This window comes from Synechococcus sp. PCC 6312 (genome assembly GCF_000316685.1).
Taxonomy (GTDB): Bacteria; Cyanobacteriota; Cyanobacteriia; order Thermosynechococcales; family Thermosynechococcaceae; genus Pseudocalidococcus.
Genome location: NC_019680.1, coordinates 3,215,029 through 3,234,253 on the forward strand (window position 1 = coordinate 3,215,029; position 19,225 = coordinate 3,234,253).

The 19,225-nt window shown below is 50.5% G+C and carries 18 protein-coding genes; 11 read left to right on the plus strand and 7 right to left on the minus strand.

Going from position 1 to position 19,225, the window contains the following annotated elements; all coding sequences use genetic code 11:
* Position 1: 1 nt before the first annotated feature.
* Complete coding sequence (locus SYN6312_RS15640) at positions 2 to 832, minus strand: 3'(2'),5'-bisphosphate nucleotidase CysQ (protein ID WP_015125872.1); 831 nt, start codon at positions 830 to 832, stop codon at positions 2 to 4.
* Positions 833 to 853: 21 nt separating this feature from the next.
* Positions 854 to 2,035 carry a M20 family metallopeptidase gene (locus SYN6312_RS15645; protein WP_015125873.1) on the minus strand — a complete coding sequence of 394 codons (1,182 nt, stop codon included), beginning with the start codon at positions 2,033 to 2,035 and terminating at the stop codon, positions 854 to 856.
* 357 nt (positions 2,036 to 2,392) lie between these two features.
* On the opposite strand from SYN6312_RS15645, the gene SYN6312_RS15650 reads away from it, so the two are divergent.
* The gene (locus SYN6312_RS15650) at positions 2,393 to 2,938 is read left to right on the plus strand and encodes an NYN domain-containing protein (RefSeq protein WP_015125874.1); all 546 of its coding nucleotides are present in this window, start codon (positions 2,393 to 2,395) and stop codon (positions 2,936 to 2,938) included.
* Between the two features lie 122 nt (positions 2,939 to 3,060).
* Entirely contained in the window at positions 3,061 to 3,585 is a 525-nt protein-coding gene (locus SYN6312_RS15655; protein ID WP_015125875.1) for a cofactor assembly of complex C subunit B, read from the plus strand.
* A 39-nt stretch (positions 3,586 to 3,624) separates the two neighbouring features.
* On the opposite strand, the gene SYN6312_RS15660 is transcribed toward SYN6312_RS15655, so the two are convergent.
* Both SYN6312_RS15660 and SYN6312_RS15665 read right to left on the minus strand, forming a co-directional pair.
* Positions 3,625 to 4,830, minus strand: coding sequence for an argininosuccinate synthase (locus tag SYN6312_RS15660; protein WP_015125876.1), 1,206 nt, complete (start codon positions 4,828 to 4,830; stop codon positions 3,625 to 3,627).
* Positions 4,831 to 5,036: 206 nt separating this feature from the next.
* Entirely contained in the window at positions 5,037 to 6,512 is a 1,476-nt protein-coding gene (locus SYN6312_RS15665) for a hypothetical protein (RefSeq protein WP_015125877.1), read from the minus strand.
* A gap of 126 nt (positions 6,513 to 6,638) precedes the next feature.
* Here SYN6312_RS15665 and SYN6312_RS20670 point away from each other — a divergent pair, with 126 nt between their 5' ends.
* The 4 genes from SYN6312_RS20670 to SYN6312_RS20800 all read left to right on the plus strand — a co-directional run bounded on the left by SYN6312_RS20670 (position 6,639) and on the right by SYN6312_RS20800 (position 8,858).
* Positions 6,639 to 6,965 carry a DUF3146 family protein gene (locus SYN6312_RS20670; RefSeq protein ID WP_015125878.1) on the plus strand — a complete coding sequence of 109 codons (327 nt, stop codon included), beginning with the start codon at positions 6,639 to 6,641 and terminating at the stop codon, positions 6,963 to 6,965.
* Between the two features lie 168 nt (positions 6,966 to 7,133).
* Positions 7,134 to 7,943 carry a 4-hydroxy-tetrahydrodipicolinate reductase gene (dapB, locus tag SYN6312_RS15675; protein ID WP_015125879.1) on the plus strand — a complete coding sequence of 270 codons (810 nt, stop codon included), beginning with the start codon at positions 7,134 to 7,136 and terminating at the stop codon, positions 7,941 to 7,943.
* A 115-nt stretch (positions 7,944 to 8,058) separates the two neighbouring features.
* Positions 8,059 to 8,655 (plus strand): ATP-dependent Clp protease proteolytic subunit, encoded by a 597-nt coding sequence (locus SYN6312_RS15680; protein ID WP_015125880.1) that lies wholly within the window; start codon positions 8,059 to 8,061, stop codon positions 8,653 to 8,655.
* 77 nt (positions 8,656 to 8,732) lie between these two features.
* A complete protein-coding gene (locus SYN6312_RS20800) occupies positions 8,733 to 8,858 on the plus strand; it encodes a hypothetical protein (protein WP_256377481.1) in 126 nt (41 codons plus the stop codon).
* Here SYN6312_RS20800 and SYN6312_RS15685 read toward each other — a convergent pair.
* A complete protein-coding gene (locus SYN6312_RS15685; RefSeq protein ID WP_015125881.1) occupies positions 8,855 to 9,496 on the minus strand; it encodes a DUF305 domain-containing protein in 642 nt (213 codons plus the stop codon). The genes SYN6312_RS20800 and SYN6312_RS15685 overlap by 4 nt on opposite strands.
* Positions 9,497 to 9,663: 167 nt before the next feature.
* On the opposite strand from SYN6312_RS15685, the gene SYN6312_RS15690 reads away from it, so the two are divergent.
* The 5 genes from SYN6312_RS15690 (at position 9,664) to SYN6312_RS15710 (ending at position 17,063) form a co-directional block, all read left to right on the plus strand.
* Positions 9,664 to 9,969 (plus strand): hypothetical protein, encoded by a 306-nt coding sequence (locus SYN6312_RS15690; protein ID WP_015125882.1) that lies wholly within the window; start codon positions 9,664 to 9,666, stop codon positions 9,967 to 9,969.
* A 49-nt stretch (positions 9,970 to 10,018) separates the two neighbouring features.
* Positions 10,019 to 11,617, plus strand: coding sequence for a diguanylate cyclase (locus tag SYN6312_RS15695; RefSeq protein WP_015125883.1), 1,599 nt, complete (start codon positions 10,019 to 10,021; stop codon positions 11,615 to 11,617).
* A 110-nt stretch (positions 11,618 to 11,727) separates the two neighbouring features.
* Positions 11,728 to 13,371: an AarF/ABC1/UbiB kinase family protein gene (locus tag SYN6312_RS15700; protein WP_015125884.1), complete on the plus strand. Its 1,644-nt coding sequence runs from the start codon at positions 11,728 to 11,730 to the stop codon at positions 13,369 to 13,371.
* A 94-nt stretch (positions 13,372 to 13,465) separates the two neighbouring features.
* On the plus strand, positions 13,466 to 16,084 hold the full coding sequence (locus SYN6312_RS15705; protein WP_015125885.1) for a trans-splicing intein-formed DNA polymerase III subunit alpha N-terminal partner DnaE-N: 2,619 nt from the start codon (positions 13,466 to 13,468) through the stop codon (positions 16,082 to 16,084).
* Positions 16,085 to 16,433: 349 nt separating this feature from the next.
* Entirely contained in the window at positions 16,434 to 17,063 is a 630-nt protein-coding gene (locus SYN6312_RS15710) for a tetratricopeptide repeat protein (RefSeq protein ID WP_015125886.1), read from the plus strand.
* Between the two features lie 15 nt (positions 17,064 to 17,078).
* Here the strand turns inward: SYN6312_RS15710 and SYN6312_RS15715 are convergent, their stop codons facing one another.
* Both SYN6312_RS15715 and speY read right to left on the minus strand, forming a co-directional pair.
* Positions 17,079 to 17,660: a DUF924 family protein gene (locus tag SYN6312_RS15715; protein WP_015125887.1), complete on the minus strand. Its 582-nt coding sequence runs from the start codon at positions 17,658 to 17,660 to the stop codon at positions 17,079 to 17,081.
* Positions 17,661 to 17,731: 71 nt separating this feature from the next.
* On the minus strand, positions 17,732 to 18,946 hold the full coding sequence (speY, locus tag SYN6312_RS15720; RefSeq protein WP_015125888.1) for a deoxyhypusine synthase: 1,215 nt from the start codon (positions 18,944 to 18,946) through the stop codon (positions 17,732 to 17,734).
* Between the last annotated feature and the right edge of the window lie 279 nt (positions 18,947 to 19,225).

The window sequence follows — 19,225 nt, forward strand, 5'->3', positions numbered from 1 at the left end:
ATTAAGCCCTTTGAAGCATGGCACAGAGTTGCTGATGATACTGTCCGTTACTGGCGAGGTAGCCCCCGGCCTGGTTAACATCTCCTTGGTTATAGGTCAATAAGCTTTGATCAAAACGGGTTAGTTTACCCCCAGCTTCTGTCAAAATCAACTCCGGCCCGGCCAGATCCCAATCCTTGGGAGAGGTGCGACTGGGCAACATGAAATATACATCCGCGTCCTGTTCCGCAATTGCCGCTATTTTGCAGCCAATACTCCCCATTTTTTGACGTGAGGGTTGCGGCATCTGCTTCAGAAATGCTTCCAGTTCTGGGGTGGCATGACTGCGGCTGGTCAAAATGCGTAAATCTTCCCAGGCCCGCGCTTGATCCACGACCAACCGATAGGGGGGGGCCGTCCCAGTCATCCGATAACTGCCTTCCCCGACTTGAGCTAGATAAACCGTATCCCGGCCCGGCCAGGCCACGGCGGCTAAAATTGGGCGACCTTGATGCACCAAGGCAATGTGGGTAGCATATTCTCCAGTCCGTTGAATAAAGTCTTTAGTTCCGTCCAGAGGATCAATAACCCAAACATAGGGTTGCGGGAGTGGGGGGCCAGGTTGATGGGTTTCTTCCGTCAGGTAGCCAAATTCTTGATCACCACAGGCATCTCGCAAACGGTTGAGAATCAATTCATCCACGGCCTGGTCTGCCAGCGTCACGGGAGAAAGATCCGCATGGGCCTGGATTTGCCAACGGGCCGGGTTTTCCTCGTACTCTTTCAAGACATCGGCAGCGGCCCAGGCCAGTTCAATCACTAAGTCTCTATAGGATTCTAAGGACAGGGACATGATCGAGCCTCAGGGAAAAGATTAGTAGGCGATTTGCCAATACTTCCAGGCCGCGTGAGCTAAAGTCAAGACACCGACTGTAATGGCCCGTTCATCCACATCAAACTGGGGGTGGTGCAGGGGATAATTGGGCCGATCTGCAAAACCAACCCCTAAGCGAAACATGGCCCCAGGAGCTTGATCTAAATAGAGGGAAAAGTCTTCTGCACCCAGGGACGGTTCGGGGAGAGTATGGACATTTTCTTTGCCAATCACTTCTTGGGCTGCTTCCTGTAACAGTTGGGTCAGTTGAGGCGCATTACAAACCGAAGGGACTCTCCGGTGATAATCCAATTGATAGGTTGCGCCATAGGCCTGACAGGTGTGGGCCACAATTTGCTCAATCCAGGCCGGGAGAGCTTGGCTGGTTTCAGGATGGAGGGAGCGGACTGTGCCTTGCAACATGACTTGATCCGCAATCACATTAGGGGCCCGACCGCCAGAAATTTGACCAATGGTGAGCACAACTGGGCGCAGGGGATTTTGGGTACGGCTGATGGCCTGTTGCAAATTCGTAATCACTTGGGCCGCAATCCAAATTGCATCAATGGCTTCGTGGGGGCGCGCGCCGTGGCCAGATTCCCCCATAATTTGAATTTCTAAATCATCGGCGGCAGCAGTCAAGGCCCCATAACGTACCGCAATTTCTCCGGCCGGAATGGACGGAAAAACGTGGAGAGAAAGAATCGAACTCACCTGTTGCATTGCACCTGCCCCAATCATCCAGGCCGCGCCTTGGGCAATCTCTTCAGCGGGTTGAAAAATAAATCGCAGTTTCCCAGGTAGATGATCCTGGAGTTGGGCCAAAACCATTGCCGTTCCTAGGCCCACCGTTGTATGAACATCATGGCCACAGGCGTGCATCACCCCTGGTCGTTGGGAGGCAAAGTCAAGATTGGTGCGCTCATGAATCGGTAAGGCATCCAAATCCGTCCGAATCGCCAAAACCCGCTCATCTTGTCCATTGCCAGGAATCTCCCCCATCACCCCCACCCCTGCCGGGCCTGGTAAGAGTTGCACCCCCGCCGAAGACAAAACACCGGCTACATAGGCTGAAGTTTGGGTTTCCTGGCCGCTCAGTTCTGGATGGCTGTGGAGATGACGGCGAATTTCTAATAAGCGGGGCTGAAGGGTTTCTGCTAAATGTTTAATCTGGGGCAACATAGGGAAGGTAAAACAAACTGTTAGAATGAAAGCGATATAACCTTATAGTAACGCTGATTTATTTCTAAGACATCAGATAATTTCACCGCTAAATGTGTTTGATTGATAAATATCAATTTTTGGTTGTCAGTCAATCTTGACTACGCCGCCTTAGATTATCTGATGAACCCTACCCATAACTGTTATCTCTGCTCAGGTCTGGCCCCTATTGCGGGGAATCTGGCCTACCCATCACAAGAGGTTACAGATACGGTCGTTGCCATAACTGTTATCCATTCCCTTAGGGAGTTAACCCGATCACTAGGATTGTTTCTGCCCTCTGATTGATTATCTAAATTTTCAGGTTAAGTATTACTTATGTTATCTGTGATTAACCGTTTATCTATCTTTGTTGATGGCAATAATATGTTTTACGCCCAACAAAAGAATGGCTGGTTCTTTGATCCCCGGCGAGTTTTGAACTATTTTACTCGAGATCCCGCCACTCACTTAGTTAATGCCTTCTGGTACACCGGCCTTAAAGATGTCCAAGATCAACGCTCATTTCGGGATGCTCTGATCAACTTGGGTTATACGGTGCGGACAAAAATGCTGAAAGAGTTCTATGATGATCAGCAACATAAATTCTCTCAAAAAGCAAATCTAGATATTGAAATTGTCATTGATATGTTTAACACCGTGGATCAGTATGATCGGGTGATTTTATTTAGTGGGGATGGGGATTTTGAGCGGGCCATTGAACTCCTACGCTCTAAAAATACCCACATTACGGTGGTTTCGACGGAGGGGATGATTGCGCGTGAACTCCGAAATGCCACAGATCGCTATTTAGACTTGAATGATTTACGCCCAGAGATTGAGAAGATCGATAAGTCGGAACTAATCTTAGAAAAAACCGCTTAACTCTTGTCGGAATTGTGCTGACAGCCTATTTTGGGTTTAATGTACACAGGAACAGTCTCGACCCACTCTACAATAAACGCTTCCACCAATTAAGTGACACTATTAGATGAGAAATAGGCTGTATGCCCACGGACTATGTTTTGCCCTCGACCCTGTTTTTAACCCTCTTGCTTTTAATGGGTCTGGTTTTCTTTCTACGGGCCTCAACAAAGAACCGGACTGAAGTCAAACGCCTGCCTGCTCCTGGGGAACCTGCCTCTCTGTTGACTCAAATTCAAAACCATCTGACAGGACGAGCCTATCGGATTATTGCGGTTAGTCCTGAACAAGAGCAGATTACTTTTGAGGGGTTGGTGAGTGCCAGTCTGGGGTTAGCCATTTTTCTCACCCTGTTGGCAGCCCTTGGCTTGGGGAGTCTAGGCCTGGTTTTAGGAATGGTTTGGCCACCGTTACAGGGCTGGGGCCTGGGCCTGGTCATTTTTGCACCTCTGGCAACTATTTTTTATTGGCGCGGTGCGCAACGTTTGGAAACTGTGACTGTCCAACTGGAACGCCCCCAGAGTGAACCCGGCCCGACAGCGATTACAATTACTGCCCATCGGGATGAACTCCTTGCCCTTGAGGCGGCCTTAAATCCTAAAGATTAGTTTGGCCGGGGCCTATTAATTCGCCAGGCCCAGTGAAGTTCAGGTGTTGCGGACTTGTTGAGACCAAACTCGGGTCGGTAAACCCCAAACATAGATGAAGCCCTCGGCCGCTTTGTGATCAAATTGATCGTCCGCACCATAGGTGGCCAAGTCTGGAGTATAGAGTGAATAATCAGATTTACGCCCCACAGTCGTGGCCTGGCCCTTAAAGAGTTTTATCCGCACAGTTCCGGTGACTCGCGCCTGGGTTTGGGCAATAAAAGCATCCAGAGCTTGCTTGAGGGGACTGTACCAGAGGCCGTTATAAACCAGGCGGCTATAGGTTTCCTCCAGGCCCCGTTTATACTGACTAACATCTGCGGTAAGGGTCAAGCTTTCCAAATCCCGGTGGGCAGCAATTAAAACCAGCAAAGCCGGAGCTTCATAAATTTCCCGAGACTTAATACCGACTAAGCGGTTTTCGATCATGTCAATCCGCCCAACTCCATGAATCCCAGCCCGCTCATTGAGTAATTCCACCAAGCGAACGGGGTCATAACGGGTGTCATTAATGGAAACAGGTATCCCCTGTTCAAAGCCAATTTCTAGATATTCGGGAGAATTTGGGGTGTTGTCCACGGCCTGGGTGAGGAGATAGATCTCTTCCAATGGCTCTGTCCAGGGATCTTCTAAGGGGCCGGCTTCAATACTCCGGCCGAGCAAGTTGCGGTCAATGCTATAGGGAGATTTTTTCTTGACTGGAGAAGGAATGCCATATTGTTCCCCATAGGCAATGGTTTCTTCCCGACTCATCCCCCATTCACGGGCTGGGGCCAGTACTTTTAGATCCGGATTTAAGGCGGCAATGGAGACATCAAAGCGGACTTGGTCATTCCCTTTTCCGGTACAACCATGGGCAACGGCATCGGCTCCATAGTCTGCAGCTGCATCAACTAACAGTTTGGCAATTAAGGGCCTGGCCAGGGCGGTCGAGAGGGGATAACGGTTTTCATAGAGGGCATTGGCCTGGATGGAGGGAAACGCATAGTTGCGAATGAAACTATCTTGGGCATTAATCACCAAGGACTGGGCAGCCCCAGAGTCGAGGGCCTTTTTGCGCACAGGCTCAAGCTCATCGCCCTGCCCTAAGTCAGCCGCAAGAGTAATGACTTCTTCCACGCCCCACTCATGCTTGAGGTAGGGAATACAGACCGAGGTATCAACCCCACCGGAATAAGCAAGAACAACTTTTTTTGCGCGACCCATGTTTCACCCTATACCCAATGACTCATCCCCACTATTATCAGCACAATGTTTAGATTCCGCATGGGGCCTGGCTTGATTTTTCAGGATTTCCTAAGATTTCCAGGCCCACAGCAGCAGGATATTTTTGAGGAGTTCCGCGTGGAAGGTGCTTTTGATCCAGTCCCACTTTGAGACCAAATGGGTCATGGGCTGACTTGATGCCAGGCTTAGGGTTGGGGAGGGCGGACTTGGGCTTTAATGCCTTGCTCAGCCAATCTGTTAACCAAGGTTTGGGCGGAAAGGGCATCTTCAAAAGCCGCAAACTGGATTCTCACACCCTCTGGAAATTGAACTAAATAGGCATTGGCAATTCCTTGGCGCGCCTGAGATAACTCTTGGGGAGCTTGGTAGGGGGCAACAACATAGAAAAATGATTTTTCACCCATCGGGGCCGCTATGGGTTCAACCGCTGGCCTGGCCGCACCTTGAGCGGGAGTGGGGCGTGACGTTACCGGGGCTGGGGCTGAAGTGGCCGCTGGTGCAGGGCTTGGAGGCACAGTCGTGGTTGTTGAGGCCTGGGTTGGCAGCACCTGATCGACTGGGGAAGGAACAGCGGCACTTGGGCTAGGGGAGATTGGGCTGATGGGTGGGAGGACATCAGGGTCTACCAGGCCTGGGGTTGGGTTCATGGGATCGACCTGATTCGCCACAGGAGTGGGTTCTGAGCGCACTTGCCACCAGATGTACCCCATCGCCCCTGCCGTTGTCACCAGGCCAGCTAAAACTAAGCCAATGGTTAAGCCACGGGTCAAATAGGAGGGAGACGTGGCCGGGGTGGGGTTGTCCAGTTGCGGAATATTTTCCAGCAGTGCCGCAGCGGAATCAAAGTAGGTGTTAGGGCCATCTAATTGCTTTACGGTTGGGCTACTTAGAGGGGTAGCAGGGGAGCGGGCGGGCAGTTCCGGGTCATCAGCTTCAGGGATTGGGGCACTTGCAGCAGTTTCCAGAATATCTGAGTCAAAGGGCTGAAAATCCCCCAGGTCAAACCAGACTTCATCCACACTCGGCTCGATGACTGGGGTCTCGGCGGACGTTGGCCTGGGCTCGGGAATTTGGGGTGAGTCGGAGGGTTTAGGCAGCGTTGGGACTGCGGAAAAGGCATCCTCTTCTGTAGGTTCCGGGAAGGGTCCAGGGGGCAAGTCTTCCACCGTGATGGCGGCAGGGGTAACGGGATCCGGGGCTTCCTTGGGAAAAATAGGGGCAAACCAGGCCTGGAGTGGTGTGATCTCAGATTCAGCCTCTTGGGGGGCAGGGCGGGGGCGATCTTCCAATTCAGCTAGGAGTTCCGTGATCGATTCCGGGGCTAGTTCTGGGGATTCTCCAGGCAGTGTCGGCTCTGTGATTTGCTTGAAAGTGGGGACACTGGTGGTCAGAACGGCTGCGACAGGTTCCGGGACAGGTGGAGTTTCGGCCACGGGGGGGAGTTGGGACTGGGTCGGTGTCGGGGATGAATCGGCGGGGGAGATCACCTGGCTAGACTTGACTGTGGGAATAGCCGCGGCCGGAAACGGGGAAAGGCTTTGGACTAAGCGGTGACAGCGATATTGGGTTAACTCGGCCTCAAGACTTAGGTTCAAACAAGCAACGGCGGCTTTTAAGCGGGCCTGGACTTCGGAGGGGGAGGCGGGAGTGGTCACGGTCATGGGTGCTGCCCTAATTTTTCTAAAAGACAATTCTGTAAAATGGCCTGTGGACTAAATCTCAGAAATTGGATGACCCCAGGGGCCTAGCAATTACTCGAAAAGTAGTTACCATGAACACGATTGTTTATGCAGAAAGTGCCAGACACTTTGCCGAGTTGGCCTGTGACATTTCTTAAAGAGGTTGGTGTGAGTCGGCGGCGAAATTTACCAGAAACCACAGCCTATGTGCGGATTACTCAGCATTCCTGGACGTTGGGGCAGATGACTGGGGAAGTTTTGGCGAGTCAATATACCTGGCATTTTCACTGGCGGTTTAAGGACAAAGCCCTGGATATTACCCCAGCCTTGGGGCGGGCCCTAATTAAAGAACCCTTAAGCCGTTTTTTAGAGCAAAAAGACTACCAACTGGAACCTGGGGGGGACTATACCTTTACGGTGCGGGCTAAGTTTTAGGCCTATGGCTATTCAACAGCTTTTATATTCCCCGATGGCCCCAGGCCCCTGATAGGATCAATCTAGAGAAAAGGGTCGAGAAAATATTAAGTTTGCTTTTGAAGAGAAGGTTGCCTTTGCTTCCAGGCCCGACCATCGTGAAACTCTTAAATTTAGGACTGAGTTGCTATGCCCATTCCGGTAATTGTTGTTGGTGCGCTGGGGAAGATGGGGCGCGAAGTGGTTAAAACGATTCAGCAAACCCCGGATGTGGAGCTTTATGGCGTCGTTGATCGAACCGGGCAGGGGGAGGATATTGGCAGTCTCATTGGCCTGGGAACCCTAGAGGTTGTGATCAGCCCAACCTTGCAAGAGCTTTGTGTCGCCGCCGCCCAAGAAAAACAGCCCGTAGTCATGGTGGACTTTACCCATCCCGATGCGGTTTATGAAAATGTGCGGATGGCCATTGCCTATGGGGTTTATCCAGTGGTCGGAACAACCGGCCTCAGTCCAGCCCAGTTACAGGATCTCTCAGATTTTGCTGACAAAGCCGAGATGGGAGTTTTGATCATTCCGAACTTTTCTATTGGGATGGTCTTACTCCAGCAGGCGGCGATCCAAGCCTCGCAATATTTTGACCATGTGGAAATCATTGAACTGCATCACAACCAAAAAGCCGATGCCCCCAGTGGGACTGCTCTCCAAACGGCCCAAATGCTCAGCGAACTCGGGAAAACCTTTAACCCTGCCCAAGTTGTCGAAACTGAACATCTACCCGGAGCCAGGGGAGCCACCGCCGCTGAAAATATCCATATCCACAGTATTCGTCTGCCCGGATTAATTGCCCATCAAGAGGTGATTTTTGGCGCAACCGGACAAATTTATGCCCTCCGCCATGACACCAGTGATCGGGCCTGCTATATGCCTGGTGTGGTCTTAGCCATTCGCAAAGTTACCCAACTTAAACGGCTGATTGTGGGCCTGGAAAAAATTCTCTAGGTTTGCTCGCCCCTGGGTCTTTTTCAGTTCTAAGCATCGTCTCTTCCTTGGGGGCTAACTCTCGGATTGGAGCAACAGGTTAAGATAAAGGAAGTCTAGCCCCCAGGAGCCTCCTATGCCAATTGGTGTACCGAAAGTCCCCTACCGGATGCCCGGTGAACCTTACACCCAATGGATTGACATTTACAACCGCCTCTATCGGGAACGGATTATTTTTTTGGGGCGGGATGTCGATGATGAAATTGCGAACCAAATTGTGGCGGTAATGCTTTACCTTGACTCAGAAGACCCAGGCAAAGACATCATGCTCTACATCAATTCCCCTGGGGGATCGGTCACGGCTGGAATGGCGATTTATGACACGATGCAGCATATCAAATCCGATGTAGTGACCATCTGCGTTGGCCTGGCCGCTTCGATGGGTTCTTTTCTCTTGGCAGCAGGCACAAAGGGTAAACGCCTCGCTCTGCCTCACTCCCGGATTATGATCCATCAACCCTCCGGTGGCACTCGTGGACAAGCAACAGATATTGAAATTGAAGCGCGGGAAATTCTGCGGATTCGTCGCCAACTGAATAATCTCTATGTCCATCACACGGGGCAAGTGCTTGAAAAAATTGAAAAAGATATGGATCGGGATTATTTTATGTCGGCCCAAGAAGCCAAAGACTATGGCCTGATTGATCGGGTCATTGAAGACCGGCCTGCTTAATCATCAGCTAATTTTTACTAATTCTCATAACCTCTGAATGCAGTTCCTCGTAGTGTTCCTCATAAATTAGGGTGTGCATGGCTGCCAGTTCTGGTTGGGTCTTACCCCAGGCCAAGTTCTTAAATTCTGTCCAGGCCAGAATCAAGCGATTCAAAATTACGGTTGGATTATCAAGACGAGCTTCAATTTCCTTGATTGGTTAATGATGATGCATTGAACCAGAATTTTTTGCTGTACCAAACCATTGATTGAGCCAGGCCTGCATTTGGTTGATTTCAATCGACTGGGTAGTAATGACAGATCTTGCGAACGCGCCGACAGGTTGATGTTTCACCAGGCCCTTGTTTAATAACTGCTCAGACATCATCACTGCGCCGTGGTGGTGCATAATCATATCTTCTAAAAAAGTTTGATCGAGGGCATCTCCCTGTAACCGGGTTAAATCTCGCATCATCGGCACATAATTGACTTCCGGTTTTGCTTGGGGATACCCGTCTTTTAACCAGGCCTGGAGTTGTAAAATTTCTGCTGATTGAACATCAATAATGGCCTGGGCAAAGGCGCGCATTTCTGGACGTGGACTGCGATTGAAGATCAGGGTGGCAGTTTCAACCGCTTCTTGATGGTGGGGGATCATTTCCGCAATGTAATGTTCTTCACTCGTAACCATCATCATGTGGCCACCGTGAGACATGGGAGTTCGGGAATGTCCCATTGCCAATAGGGATTCCGGCTGTGCTTGGAGGCCTTGGTGGTTAAACGGCCACCCAAAAATCCCCCCACCCCAAACAGCGGCCGCAACTCCTAGAGTAATGAGCCGTTTTGGGTTGCTAATTAACATGATAATTACCCCCTGATTTAATTTAATTATAGCAATACCCCCTGCTTAGAGTTTTAACCCAATAGGTGATAGGTTCAGGGTCAATCTGGGCAATAGTTTTTATAAAACATCCAAGACTTTAGGCCTATAAAATATAAAGCAAGCCCCTATACAGAGTTTGTCAGGCCATGTCTCCCCTCCAACAACTCGAAGCCTATTCCCAGCAGCATCCCCAAGAAGTCTTACTCGTCAGTGCCCGCTGGCTGGATGGGGCTAACAGGGAGCAGGAAGATTGTGTGATGGTCTTTAAGGGGTTTTCCAGTTCCCTGATGCACTCGACGGCGGTGGATCCCGATTTACCTGTTTTACCAACCCAGGCCGAAATCCTGACCATTGATCGCCTTGCTAGCCCTTACCATCCCGACCAACCCCAATATCTAGAGCAAAATCTCACCTGGGAGGGGTTTGTTGCTCAATATCTCAATATTGGATAGGCGTCGAGCGGATATAGTAGCTTAGGAATATCTGGGCCTGGAGGATGATGTGTTGCGATCTTCTGCCGACCATACCCCTGAGACTATCCTCCCGCCCCATGAGGTCACTTATCAGGCCCAAGTCCAGCGATTACATACTCTCTTGGCGGAGATGAGTCATGAAGTTGTCCCCGATGGGCAACGACAAGCAGCCCAAAAGCTGGCCACAGAATTAGGCTTGACCCTGGGGGGCCTGGGCTTCACCGATGCAACCCAACTGGCCTGGATGATTGCCCAACGCCTCACCGAAACCCTGACCTTCACGCCCCAGACCCTAAAAGAACTCAATCGTTGGGGGGGCAAGCTTAAAGAATTAACCAGCCCTGCCCCGGATGCGCCCCCGGATCAACCTGAGATTTTATTAATAGATGACGATTCGGATTTAGCCCAGGCCTTGGGACGAGATGCCCAGCACTGGGAAATGCAACTGGTTACGGTCACAACCTGGACAGCGGGCCTGGCTTATCTTGCGGATCATCGGCCCAGTTTAGTGGTGATTAATCCCCATCTGGCCCCCGACAGCCAAGCCAATTCTCAACTACTTTCCCGCCTATCCCAGGCCAGTCCGGCAATTCCGACCATTTTATTCACCGATGAAGACAGTTGGCGGGCCCGTTTAGCGGCAATTCGCTTGGGGAGTCGGGTCAGTTTGGCAAAGCCTGTCAGTGCGGATCAAGTTTGGCAGGCCATCAGTGATCTCCTCCATCGCAAAGAGAACACCCAGGCCCATGTTTTGATTGTGGATGATGATCCGGTCGCAATTACAGTTCTGAAACGGGTGCTTGCCCCTTGGGGCCTGGAAATCACGGCGGTTCAGGATCCCCAGAAGTTTTGGCAGACCCTTGAAAGTATCATTCCCGATCTCGTCATTTTAGATGTGCAAATGCCGGGGATTAACGGGATTGAACTGTGTCAGATGGTGCGTTCAGATCCCCGCTGGGGCCGCTTGCCCATTGTTTTTTTTACCGCCAGTACCGAACCGGATTTAGTCACCCGTTTATTTGCTGCTGGGGCCGATGATTTTGTCAGTAAGCCGATTATTGGCCCCGAACTGGTGACGCGGATTTTGAATCGCCTGGAACGAACGCGGCTCCTACGCAGTTTGGCAGAAACCGATCCACTCACTGGAATTTTTAACCGCCGCAAAGCCCAGGAAATGCTAGAGAAGCTCATTAGCCTCGCCCAGACCCAGGCGCAACCCTTGTCTTTAGTGATGCTAGATTTGGATCACTTTAAGCAGGTGAATGATTCCTATGGCCACAGCAGCGGTGATCAGGTGTTGGTCGCAACCGCTCGTTTACTGCGCCAATCCCTCCGTCCAGAAGATGTGGTGGCCCGCTGGGGAGGCGAAGAGTTTTTAATTGGGATGTATGGCCTGGGGCAAAGGGCCGCCGCCGCCCGGATGGGGTTTGTCCTCGAAAAGCTGCGAAAACGGCAATTTACCTCGGATCAGGGGGAGGCCTTTCAGGTCAGCTTTAGTGCCGGTGTAGCCGAATTTCCCCAACATGGCCAGGATTTAATGAGCCTCTACCGAACGGCCGATGAAACCCTCTACGCCGCCAAAGCCAATGGTCGGAATCAAGTCTTAGCCGCCCAAGCATTACCCTAGCCGCGGCCTGGTTTCCTGTAAAGGCTGGCTTAATGGTTCAATAGGTGGGGAGCGATGGTACTTCCGGCCATTCCTGCCAAAAATCAGCCTATTTCCTAGCTGTCTAGCCAATGCCCATCCCAGCCGAAAAACCATTTCGTTGGCAGCGGTCACAATCTTTATTGTCCCGACAATGGCAAATCACCACCGCAATTTTAGGGCTACTAGTGCGTTGGGTTTGGGACTGGGCCTGGCATCGCGATTCTGCTCGACTGCGCCAAAAACGGGCCCGCCATCTGGTGCAAACCCTGCTGGATTTGGGGCCGACCTTTATTAAAATTGGTCAGTTTCTTTCAACACGGATAGATTTACTCCCTTGGGAATATGTAGAAGCCCTGCGCGACCTCCAAGATCGGGTTCCTCCTTTTAATCCCCGCCAGGCCTTGGAGATTGTCACCCGTGAATTAGGCTACCCATTACCAGAACTCTATGCCGAATTTGTCACCGAACCCCTTGCCGCAGCCAGTTTAGGGCAAGTCCATCGGGCCACATTACACAGTGGTGAGGCTGTCGTTGTCAAAGTCCAGCGGCCCTATTTACAGCAACTTTTGTCATTGGACTATCGAGTGATCGGGGCCTGGGTTAAGCTACTCGATCGGACAATCCCCACCAGCCGCCGTTACGATTTACCTGCCATTTACGAAGAATTTTTTAGCATCCTCTTGCAAGAAATTGACTATATTCGGGAAGGACAAAATGCTGACCGCTTCCGCCAGAACTTCCAGGCCGAACCCCAAATCCGCGTGCCCAAAATCTACTGGACTTACACCACCAGTCGCGTCCTGACGATGGAATATTTACCTGGGATTCGCATTGACAACCCTGCCGCCCTCGCTGCCCACAGACTCAACCCCCAGGCCCTGAACCAACTGGGTATTTGCTGTTACCTGAAACAACTATTAATTGATGGCTTTTTCCATGCGGATCCCCACCCAGGTAACTTAGCCGTGACGACTACGGGAGACTTAATTTTTTATGACTACGGCATGATGACGGAAGTCCCGGCCCTGAACCAAGAACAAATGGTGGCCACCTTTTTTGCCGTGCTCAAGAAAGACACCCAGCAAGTCATTGTCACCCTGACCCAGTTGGGATTAATTGAACCTGTCTCAGATATGTCCACCGTGGAGCGGATCATGCAAGTGATTCTAACGGAATTTACAGAACGCCCTCTGGATGTGGAATTTTTTAGCCAGATGCGCCAAGACGTTTATCTACTTTTCCAACAACAGCCCTTCCGACTCCCCGCAAAGTTAACCTATATTCTTAAATCCCTCACTACCTTAGATGGCATTGCCCGGACTCTCGACGCGAACTATAACCTCGTGGCCGCCGCCCAACCCTTTGTCAAACAATTAGCCCTGAGCACCAGGCCTGGACGCAGTTGGCGAACCCTAACCCAACAAACCCAAGACTTTATCCAACATCGGCTCAATCAACCCAGTCGCACCGAAATTCTCCTCCAAAACTTCCAGGCCCGGTTGGAGCGCGGTGAGATTAAAGTCCGGGTTAACGCCCCAGAAACGGAGATCATGCTGCGGCGAGTTTATCTGACCCTGCAATGTTTATTACTGACCTGTGTTGCGGGCTTCACCTTACTGGGGGGCATCTTACTACTCTTGGGACACTATTGGGGCGGGGCCATTTTTCTGTTTATGGTGACGGGGTTAGCGATCCTTGGCCTGGGACGATTGGCCTGGCGACTCTTATTTTAGTTTTCCGATTTTAAACCTGATTCCCGATAAATGTCCCTGAAGAGATGGTTTAAGATAAAGAGTCAATCAACCCTCGGCCTGGAAATTTTTCCCTATGTCTTTTGTTGGCCTGCATATTCACAGTGACTATAGTTTGCTTGATGGAGCCAGTCAGTTGCCAGATCTCGTCAACCAGGCCATGGAATTGGGAATGCCCGCGGTCGCCTTGACGGATCATGGGGTGATGTATGGGGCGGTGGAACTGCTGAAACTGTGTCGGGGTAAAAATCTCAAGCCGATTATTGGCAACGAAATGTATGTGATCAACGGGGATATTACCAAACAAGAACGACGGCCCCGATTTCATCAAGTTGTCTTAGCGAAAAATACTCAAGGCTATCGGAACCTGGCCAAATTAACGACTATTTCCCACTTAGAAGGGGTGCAAGGCAAAGGGATTTTTTCCCGGCCCTGTATCAACAAAGATTTATTAGAGCAATATCGGGAAGGTCTAATCGTTACCAGTGCTTGCTTAGGCGGTGAAATTCCCCAGGCCATCATGCACGGCAAACCTGATGTAGCGCGACGGGTGGCCAGTTGGTATCAAGAACGCTTTGGTGAAGATTTTTATTTAGAAATTCAGGATCACGGTTCTCCAGAGGATCGGGTCGTGAATGTGGAACTGGTAAAAATCAGCCAAGAACTGGGGATTAAAATTATCGCCACCAACGACTCCCACTTTATTTCCTGTTATGACGTGGAAAGCCATGACGCGCTGCTTTGTATTCAAACGGGTAAGTTAATTACAGAAGATAAACGCTTACGGTATAGCGGCACGGAATATCTCAAATCCGCCGCGGAAATGGCCCAATTATTTCAGGATCATTTAGAGCCGGACATTATCGAAACTGCCATTGCCAATACCTTAGAAGTGGCGGCCAAAATTGAACCCTACGATATTTTCCGAGAACCCCAAAGCCCAGCTTATCCCCTGCCCCCCGGCCATACCGCCGAAACCTATCTGGAACAAGTCACCTGGGATGGCCTGCTCAAACGCTTTAATTTTGGCAATAGAGCCGACATCGAACCCCGCTATCGAGAGCGCTTGGAATACGAGTTAGAAATGCTTCAGAAAATGGGCTTTTCGACTTATTTTTTGGTGGTTTGGGACTATATCAAATATGCGCGGGACAATGGGATTCCCGTGGGGCCAGGCCGTGGATCCGCGGCAGGGTCATTAGTTGCCTATGCCTTGGGCATTACGAACATTGATCCGGTCCACCATGGCCTGTTGTTTGAGCGTTTCTTAAACCCAGAACGGAAGTCCATGCCGGATATTGATACAGATTTTTGCATTGAACGCCGGGATGAAGTGATTCAATACGTCACCCAAAAATATGGCACGGAACGGGTGGCCCAAATCATTACTTTTAACCGGATGACTTCTAAAGCGGTTCTGAAAGATGTGGCGCGGGTGTTGGATATTCCCTATGGGGAAGCCGACAAAATGGCCAAAATGATTCCGATTGTCCGGGGCAAACCGACCAAGCTGAAGGTGATGATTTCTGATGACACACCAGAGCCAGAATTTAAGAAAATCTATGAGACCGATGAACGGGTGCGTCACTGGCTAGATCTGGCCATGCGAATTGAAGGCACCAACAAAACCTATGGCGTCCATGCGGCAGGCGTGGTGATTGCCTCGGAACCCTTAGCTGAAATTGTCCCCCTTCAACGCAACAATGACGGAACCGTGATCACCCAATATTTCATGGAAGATTTGGAGTCGCTGGGCCTGCTAAAAATGGACTTTTTGGGTCTGCGAAATTTGACCATGATCCAAAAAACCAAAGACCTCGTCCGCCAATTCCAAAACCACGAAATTGATGTGGACGCATTGCCCTTAGATGATCCCCAAACCTATGCCCTTCTGTCTCGGGGGGAATTAGAAGGGATTTTCCAACTGGAATCCTCAGGAATGCGGCAAATTGTCCGGGAGCTTAAGCCCTCCAACCTCGAAGATATTTCCTCAGTCCTCGCTCTCTATCGCCCAGGCCCCCTTGATGCCGGACTTGTCCCCAAATTTATCAATCGCAAACACGGGCGGGAACGGATTCAGTACGAACACGACTTGCTCAAACCGATTCTCGATGAAACCTATGGGGTCTTAATTTTCCAAGAACAGATTATGAAAATGGCCCAGGACTTGGCGGGATATTCCTTAGGACAGGCAGATTTGCTGCGGCGGGCGATGGGGAAAAAGAAAGTCTCGGAAATGCAGAAACACGAGCAGATGTTTGTGGATGGTTCGGCGAAAAATGGCGTGCCGGGAAAAACGGCCCAAGACTTATTCCAACAAATGGTCATGTTTGCGGAATATTGCCTCAGTGCCGATACGGAACTTTATACCGTTGAGTATGGCTGGCTTCCAATTGGACGGCTTGTGGAAGAACAGATTGAATGTCAGGTTCTCAGCGTCAATGCCCACGGCCATGTCTATAGTCAACCGATTGCCCAATGGCATCGCCGGGCCTGGCAGGAAGTCTTTGAGTATCAACTGGAGACTGGAGGCACGATTAAAGCCACCACCGATCACCAATTCCTCACGACCGATGGACAGATGTACCGAATTGAGGATATTTTTCAGCGAGGGTTAGATCTCTGGCAATTACCACCAGACCGCTTCAGTCCTTGGGAACTGACAACAGATCAACCTCAAGTCGTTAAGGTGTAGGGGGTACTACATTTTACACATTTAAGATTAAAGATAGACATATTAAAGGCCGTTTCTCAGAGAGAGCCTTTCAGATTTTTATAGCTCAAAACAATCTGCGTAAGTTGATATGTCAAGCAACTGGTATGTGGGAAATTGCTTAACCCTTAAAAACCCCTGCCCAGGCCGGGTTAAGTTCATCCAATGGGGGGAAGTGAACCCTTAGAAAACAAGCTAGATTAAACATAGATTCAGTTATGTTGTTCGTTTCCAAAACCAAACTTATTTATAACTCTTGGCTAACGTCTTATTTGCAGTTCAATAACGCTCCCTCTACACTTAAAACCCCTAACCCCCACAAATAAATACTATGTCTCGTCTGGTGCTTCGTACTTTGGGTTTGAGTATTCTTCTAGCTGGAGCCTTAGCCCCTCTTATTCTGGCCCAACCCCGTTCAACTCCCCTGCCCACTTCTGTCGCGGTGGCCACTCTTACCCCGGCCGAAGTCCAACAGCAGTTACAAATTCAACCAGAAACCGCTCAGGACTATTACAATCTTGGTTTAGTGGCCCAAGGACAGGGTGATTTTCCCCAGGCCATTGCCTACTTTACTCAAGCCATTACCCAACAGGGCCTGGCCGATTACTACTTTGCACGGGGATTAGCCCAGGCCGACCTAGGGGATCACCTGAAGGCCCTAGATGACTATAATCAGGCCATTGAACTTGATCCGAATTTTGCCAGTGCCTTCTATAACCGGGGGATGACCTACCTGGCCTTACAAAACCTTCCCGCTGCTGTCAATAACTTTGATCAGGCCATTGCCTTAGACCCGGAATTTGTGGCTGCCTACTATAGCCGGGGGATGGCCTATTTCGACATGGGCAAAATTGAACTGGCCCGCCAAGACTATAACCGCTCCCTCAGCCTCAGCCCCACCATGTCCGCCGCCTACTACGACCAGGCCCCGCGACCCTTAACTGGGGGTGGGGATCAGTAGTCCTGAGGAATTTATTTAGAAATGAGACCCAGGCTCCTGGAGAAACCCTAATTCTTCAGGGGTACTTGGCCGGCCAAGAATTGGATTGCGGTGGGGAAAGCGACCAAAACGGGCAATGACTTCCCAATGCCGATAGGCGTAGTGAATGGGATTTTCACTGTTTGGATCACCCCGTAATTGTGCCCAAAGTTGTAAGCTCATTTCTTGATCCGTCAGCATTTCGCTATGTTCAAACGGTAAATAGAAAAACCAGCGTTGGACAGGCAAAACTTGAGTGTCAAATCCTTGGGCAATAGCATTACGGGCAACAGCCAGGGCCAGGGGGTCAGTGGCAAAGGCTTGGGGGGTATTCCGAAACAGGTTCCGGGGGAATTGATCTAACACAATCGCTAGGGCCAAGCTGCTTAAGGGCGTGTTTTCCCAGGCCATGAGTTCATGCCGGGCCGCCTGTTGATAGACTGCTAAAAATCGCGTTGTTACTTCGAGATCAAAGGCAGCATCTTTGACAAACCAAAAGTCTTGGGGCTGACCATAGTCTGGGCTATCGGTTGGGCCAAACCAAAATTCCAAAATATCTCGAAAATCAGGTTGGCCCATGATGGTAGCCTGTCGTAATTGTGTTGTGTTCAGATTGCGTTGATCTCTGTGTTGATCTCTGTTCTAACCACTTAAAAGGAATTTGACCGCCTGATTGGAGTCCCACAGGGATAGGTAGCCACAGTGGTATTGACAACTTCTTTGCGGGAAACCCCTAAGCTTGATTCCTCGGCCTGGGCTTGGCGGCGGACTAACTGGGCCTGGAGGTATTGGGCCTGGAGGGCGGCCATCAACTCATCTCGCCGATCATATAACCGTTTCAGGGCACGGGCTGGACATTGGTTGAGGGTGTAGGCGGTCAGGATCGGTAAGGCAATCGTGCTGTCGGTATAGCAAACCACCGTATCCCGTAACCCTTGCGGATCTACCTTGCCCCAACTGACGGCTTCACTGGGAACAGCCCCGGACAATCCCCCAGTATCGGGTCGTGCATCCGTAATTTGGATAAAGTAATCATGACCCCGCTCCTCCAGGCCCAGGACTTCATGGATTTGGGGTTGAGTTTGGAGCAGGAAGTTTTTGGGACTCCCCCCACCAATAATCAAGGCGGCACTCTGGCCTGGAACACCCGGAATCCCCGACTCCCGCGCAAAATAGGCCAAGGCGGCGGTTTCATTCACATCAATGGCCGGGTCTAAAATCAACTGCGAGCCTTCCAATGCCAAAGCCGCCACATTCATGCCAATGGAACTATCCCCAGGGGAAGAGGTATAAATGGGCACGCCACATTCATAGGCTGTGGATAACAACGAGGTGTGGGGGCGATTCAGCTTAACTTCTACTTCCCGGACATATTGGCCCAAGAGATAATGAAATTCCGCTGTCCCCATCCGCCGTTGAAAAGGAGCCGAGCGCAACACTTGTCGAATAAAGGCATCGGTTTCCAGGAGCACGTCATAGTCAAAAATAATGTCATAGATGCGAATTTGGCTCTCTTGACGCAGTTGGACATCATCCACAAACGGATGACTGGCGTATAAATCCATCCCCAAGGCGTAGTGAATGTCGTGATAGAGATTGGCTCCGGTGCTGATGATGTAGTCCACAAAGCCGGCCCGCAACAGGGGTGCTAAGGCGGAAATCCCCAGGCCGGTCGGAGTCATGGCCCCAGACAAACTTAAGCCCACCGTCACACCGGGTTGAAAGACAGATTGGGTGAGTAACTGACAGGCTTCCCGTAACCGTCCAGAGTTGTAAGCGGTGAAATAGTTATTAATTAAATCCACAACACTCACGTCAGCACTAATGGGAGTTGGGGTAATCGGTTGTGTAAAAGTTTGAGACATGAAAAAAACCTCCAAAGGAATCGAGAACCAGGCCTGTACCCTGAATTTTCCCGAACAACATTGAAATACAGTCCAACTAGAACGCTGTTACAATCAATTCTCGAAATACAACAGCAACTTAGAAGACTTAATTGACTGAAAACCTAGCTTGGGCAATGGGCAGTCATCTGCTACCCCTGACCGACCCAGTTTGTTGAAAAACGCTCAAACAAACCCGTAGTTGCAGGCCGATCAGGTGATACTGGGCCCCTCACAGCCATCTACCCAGGATAGGGTTGG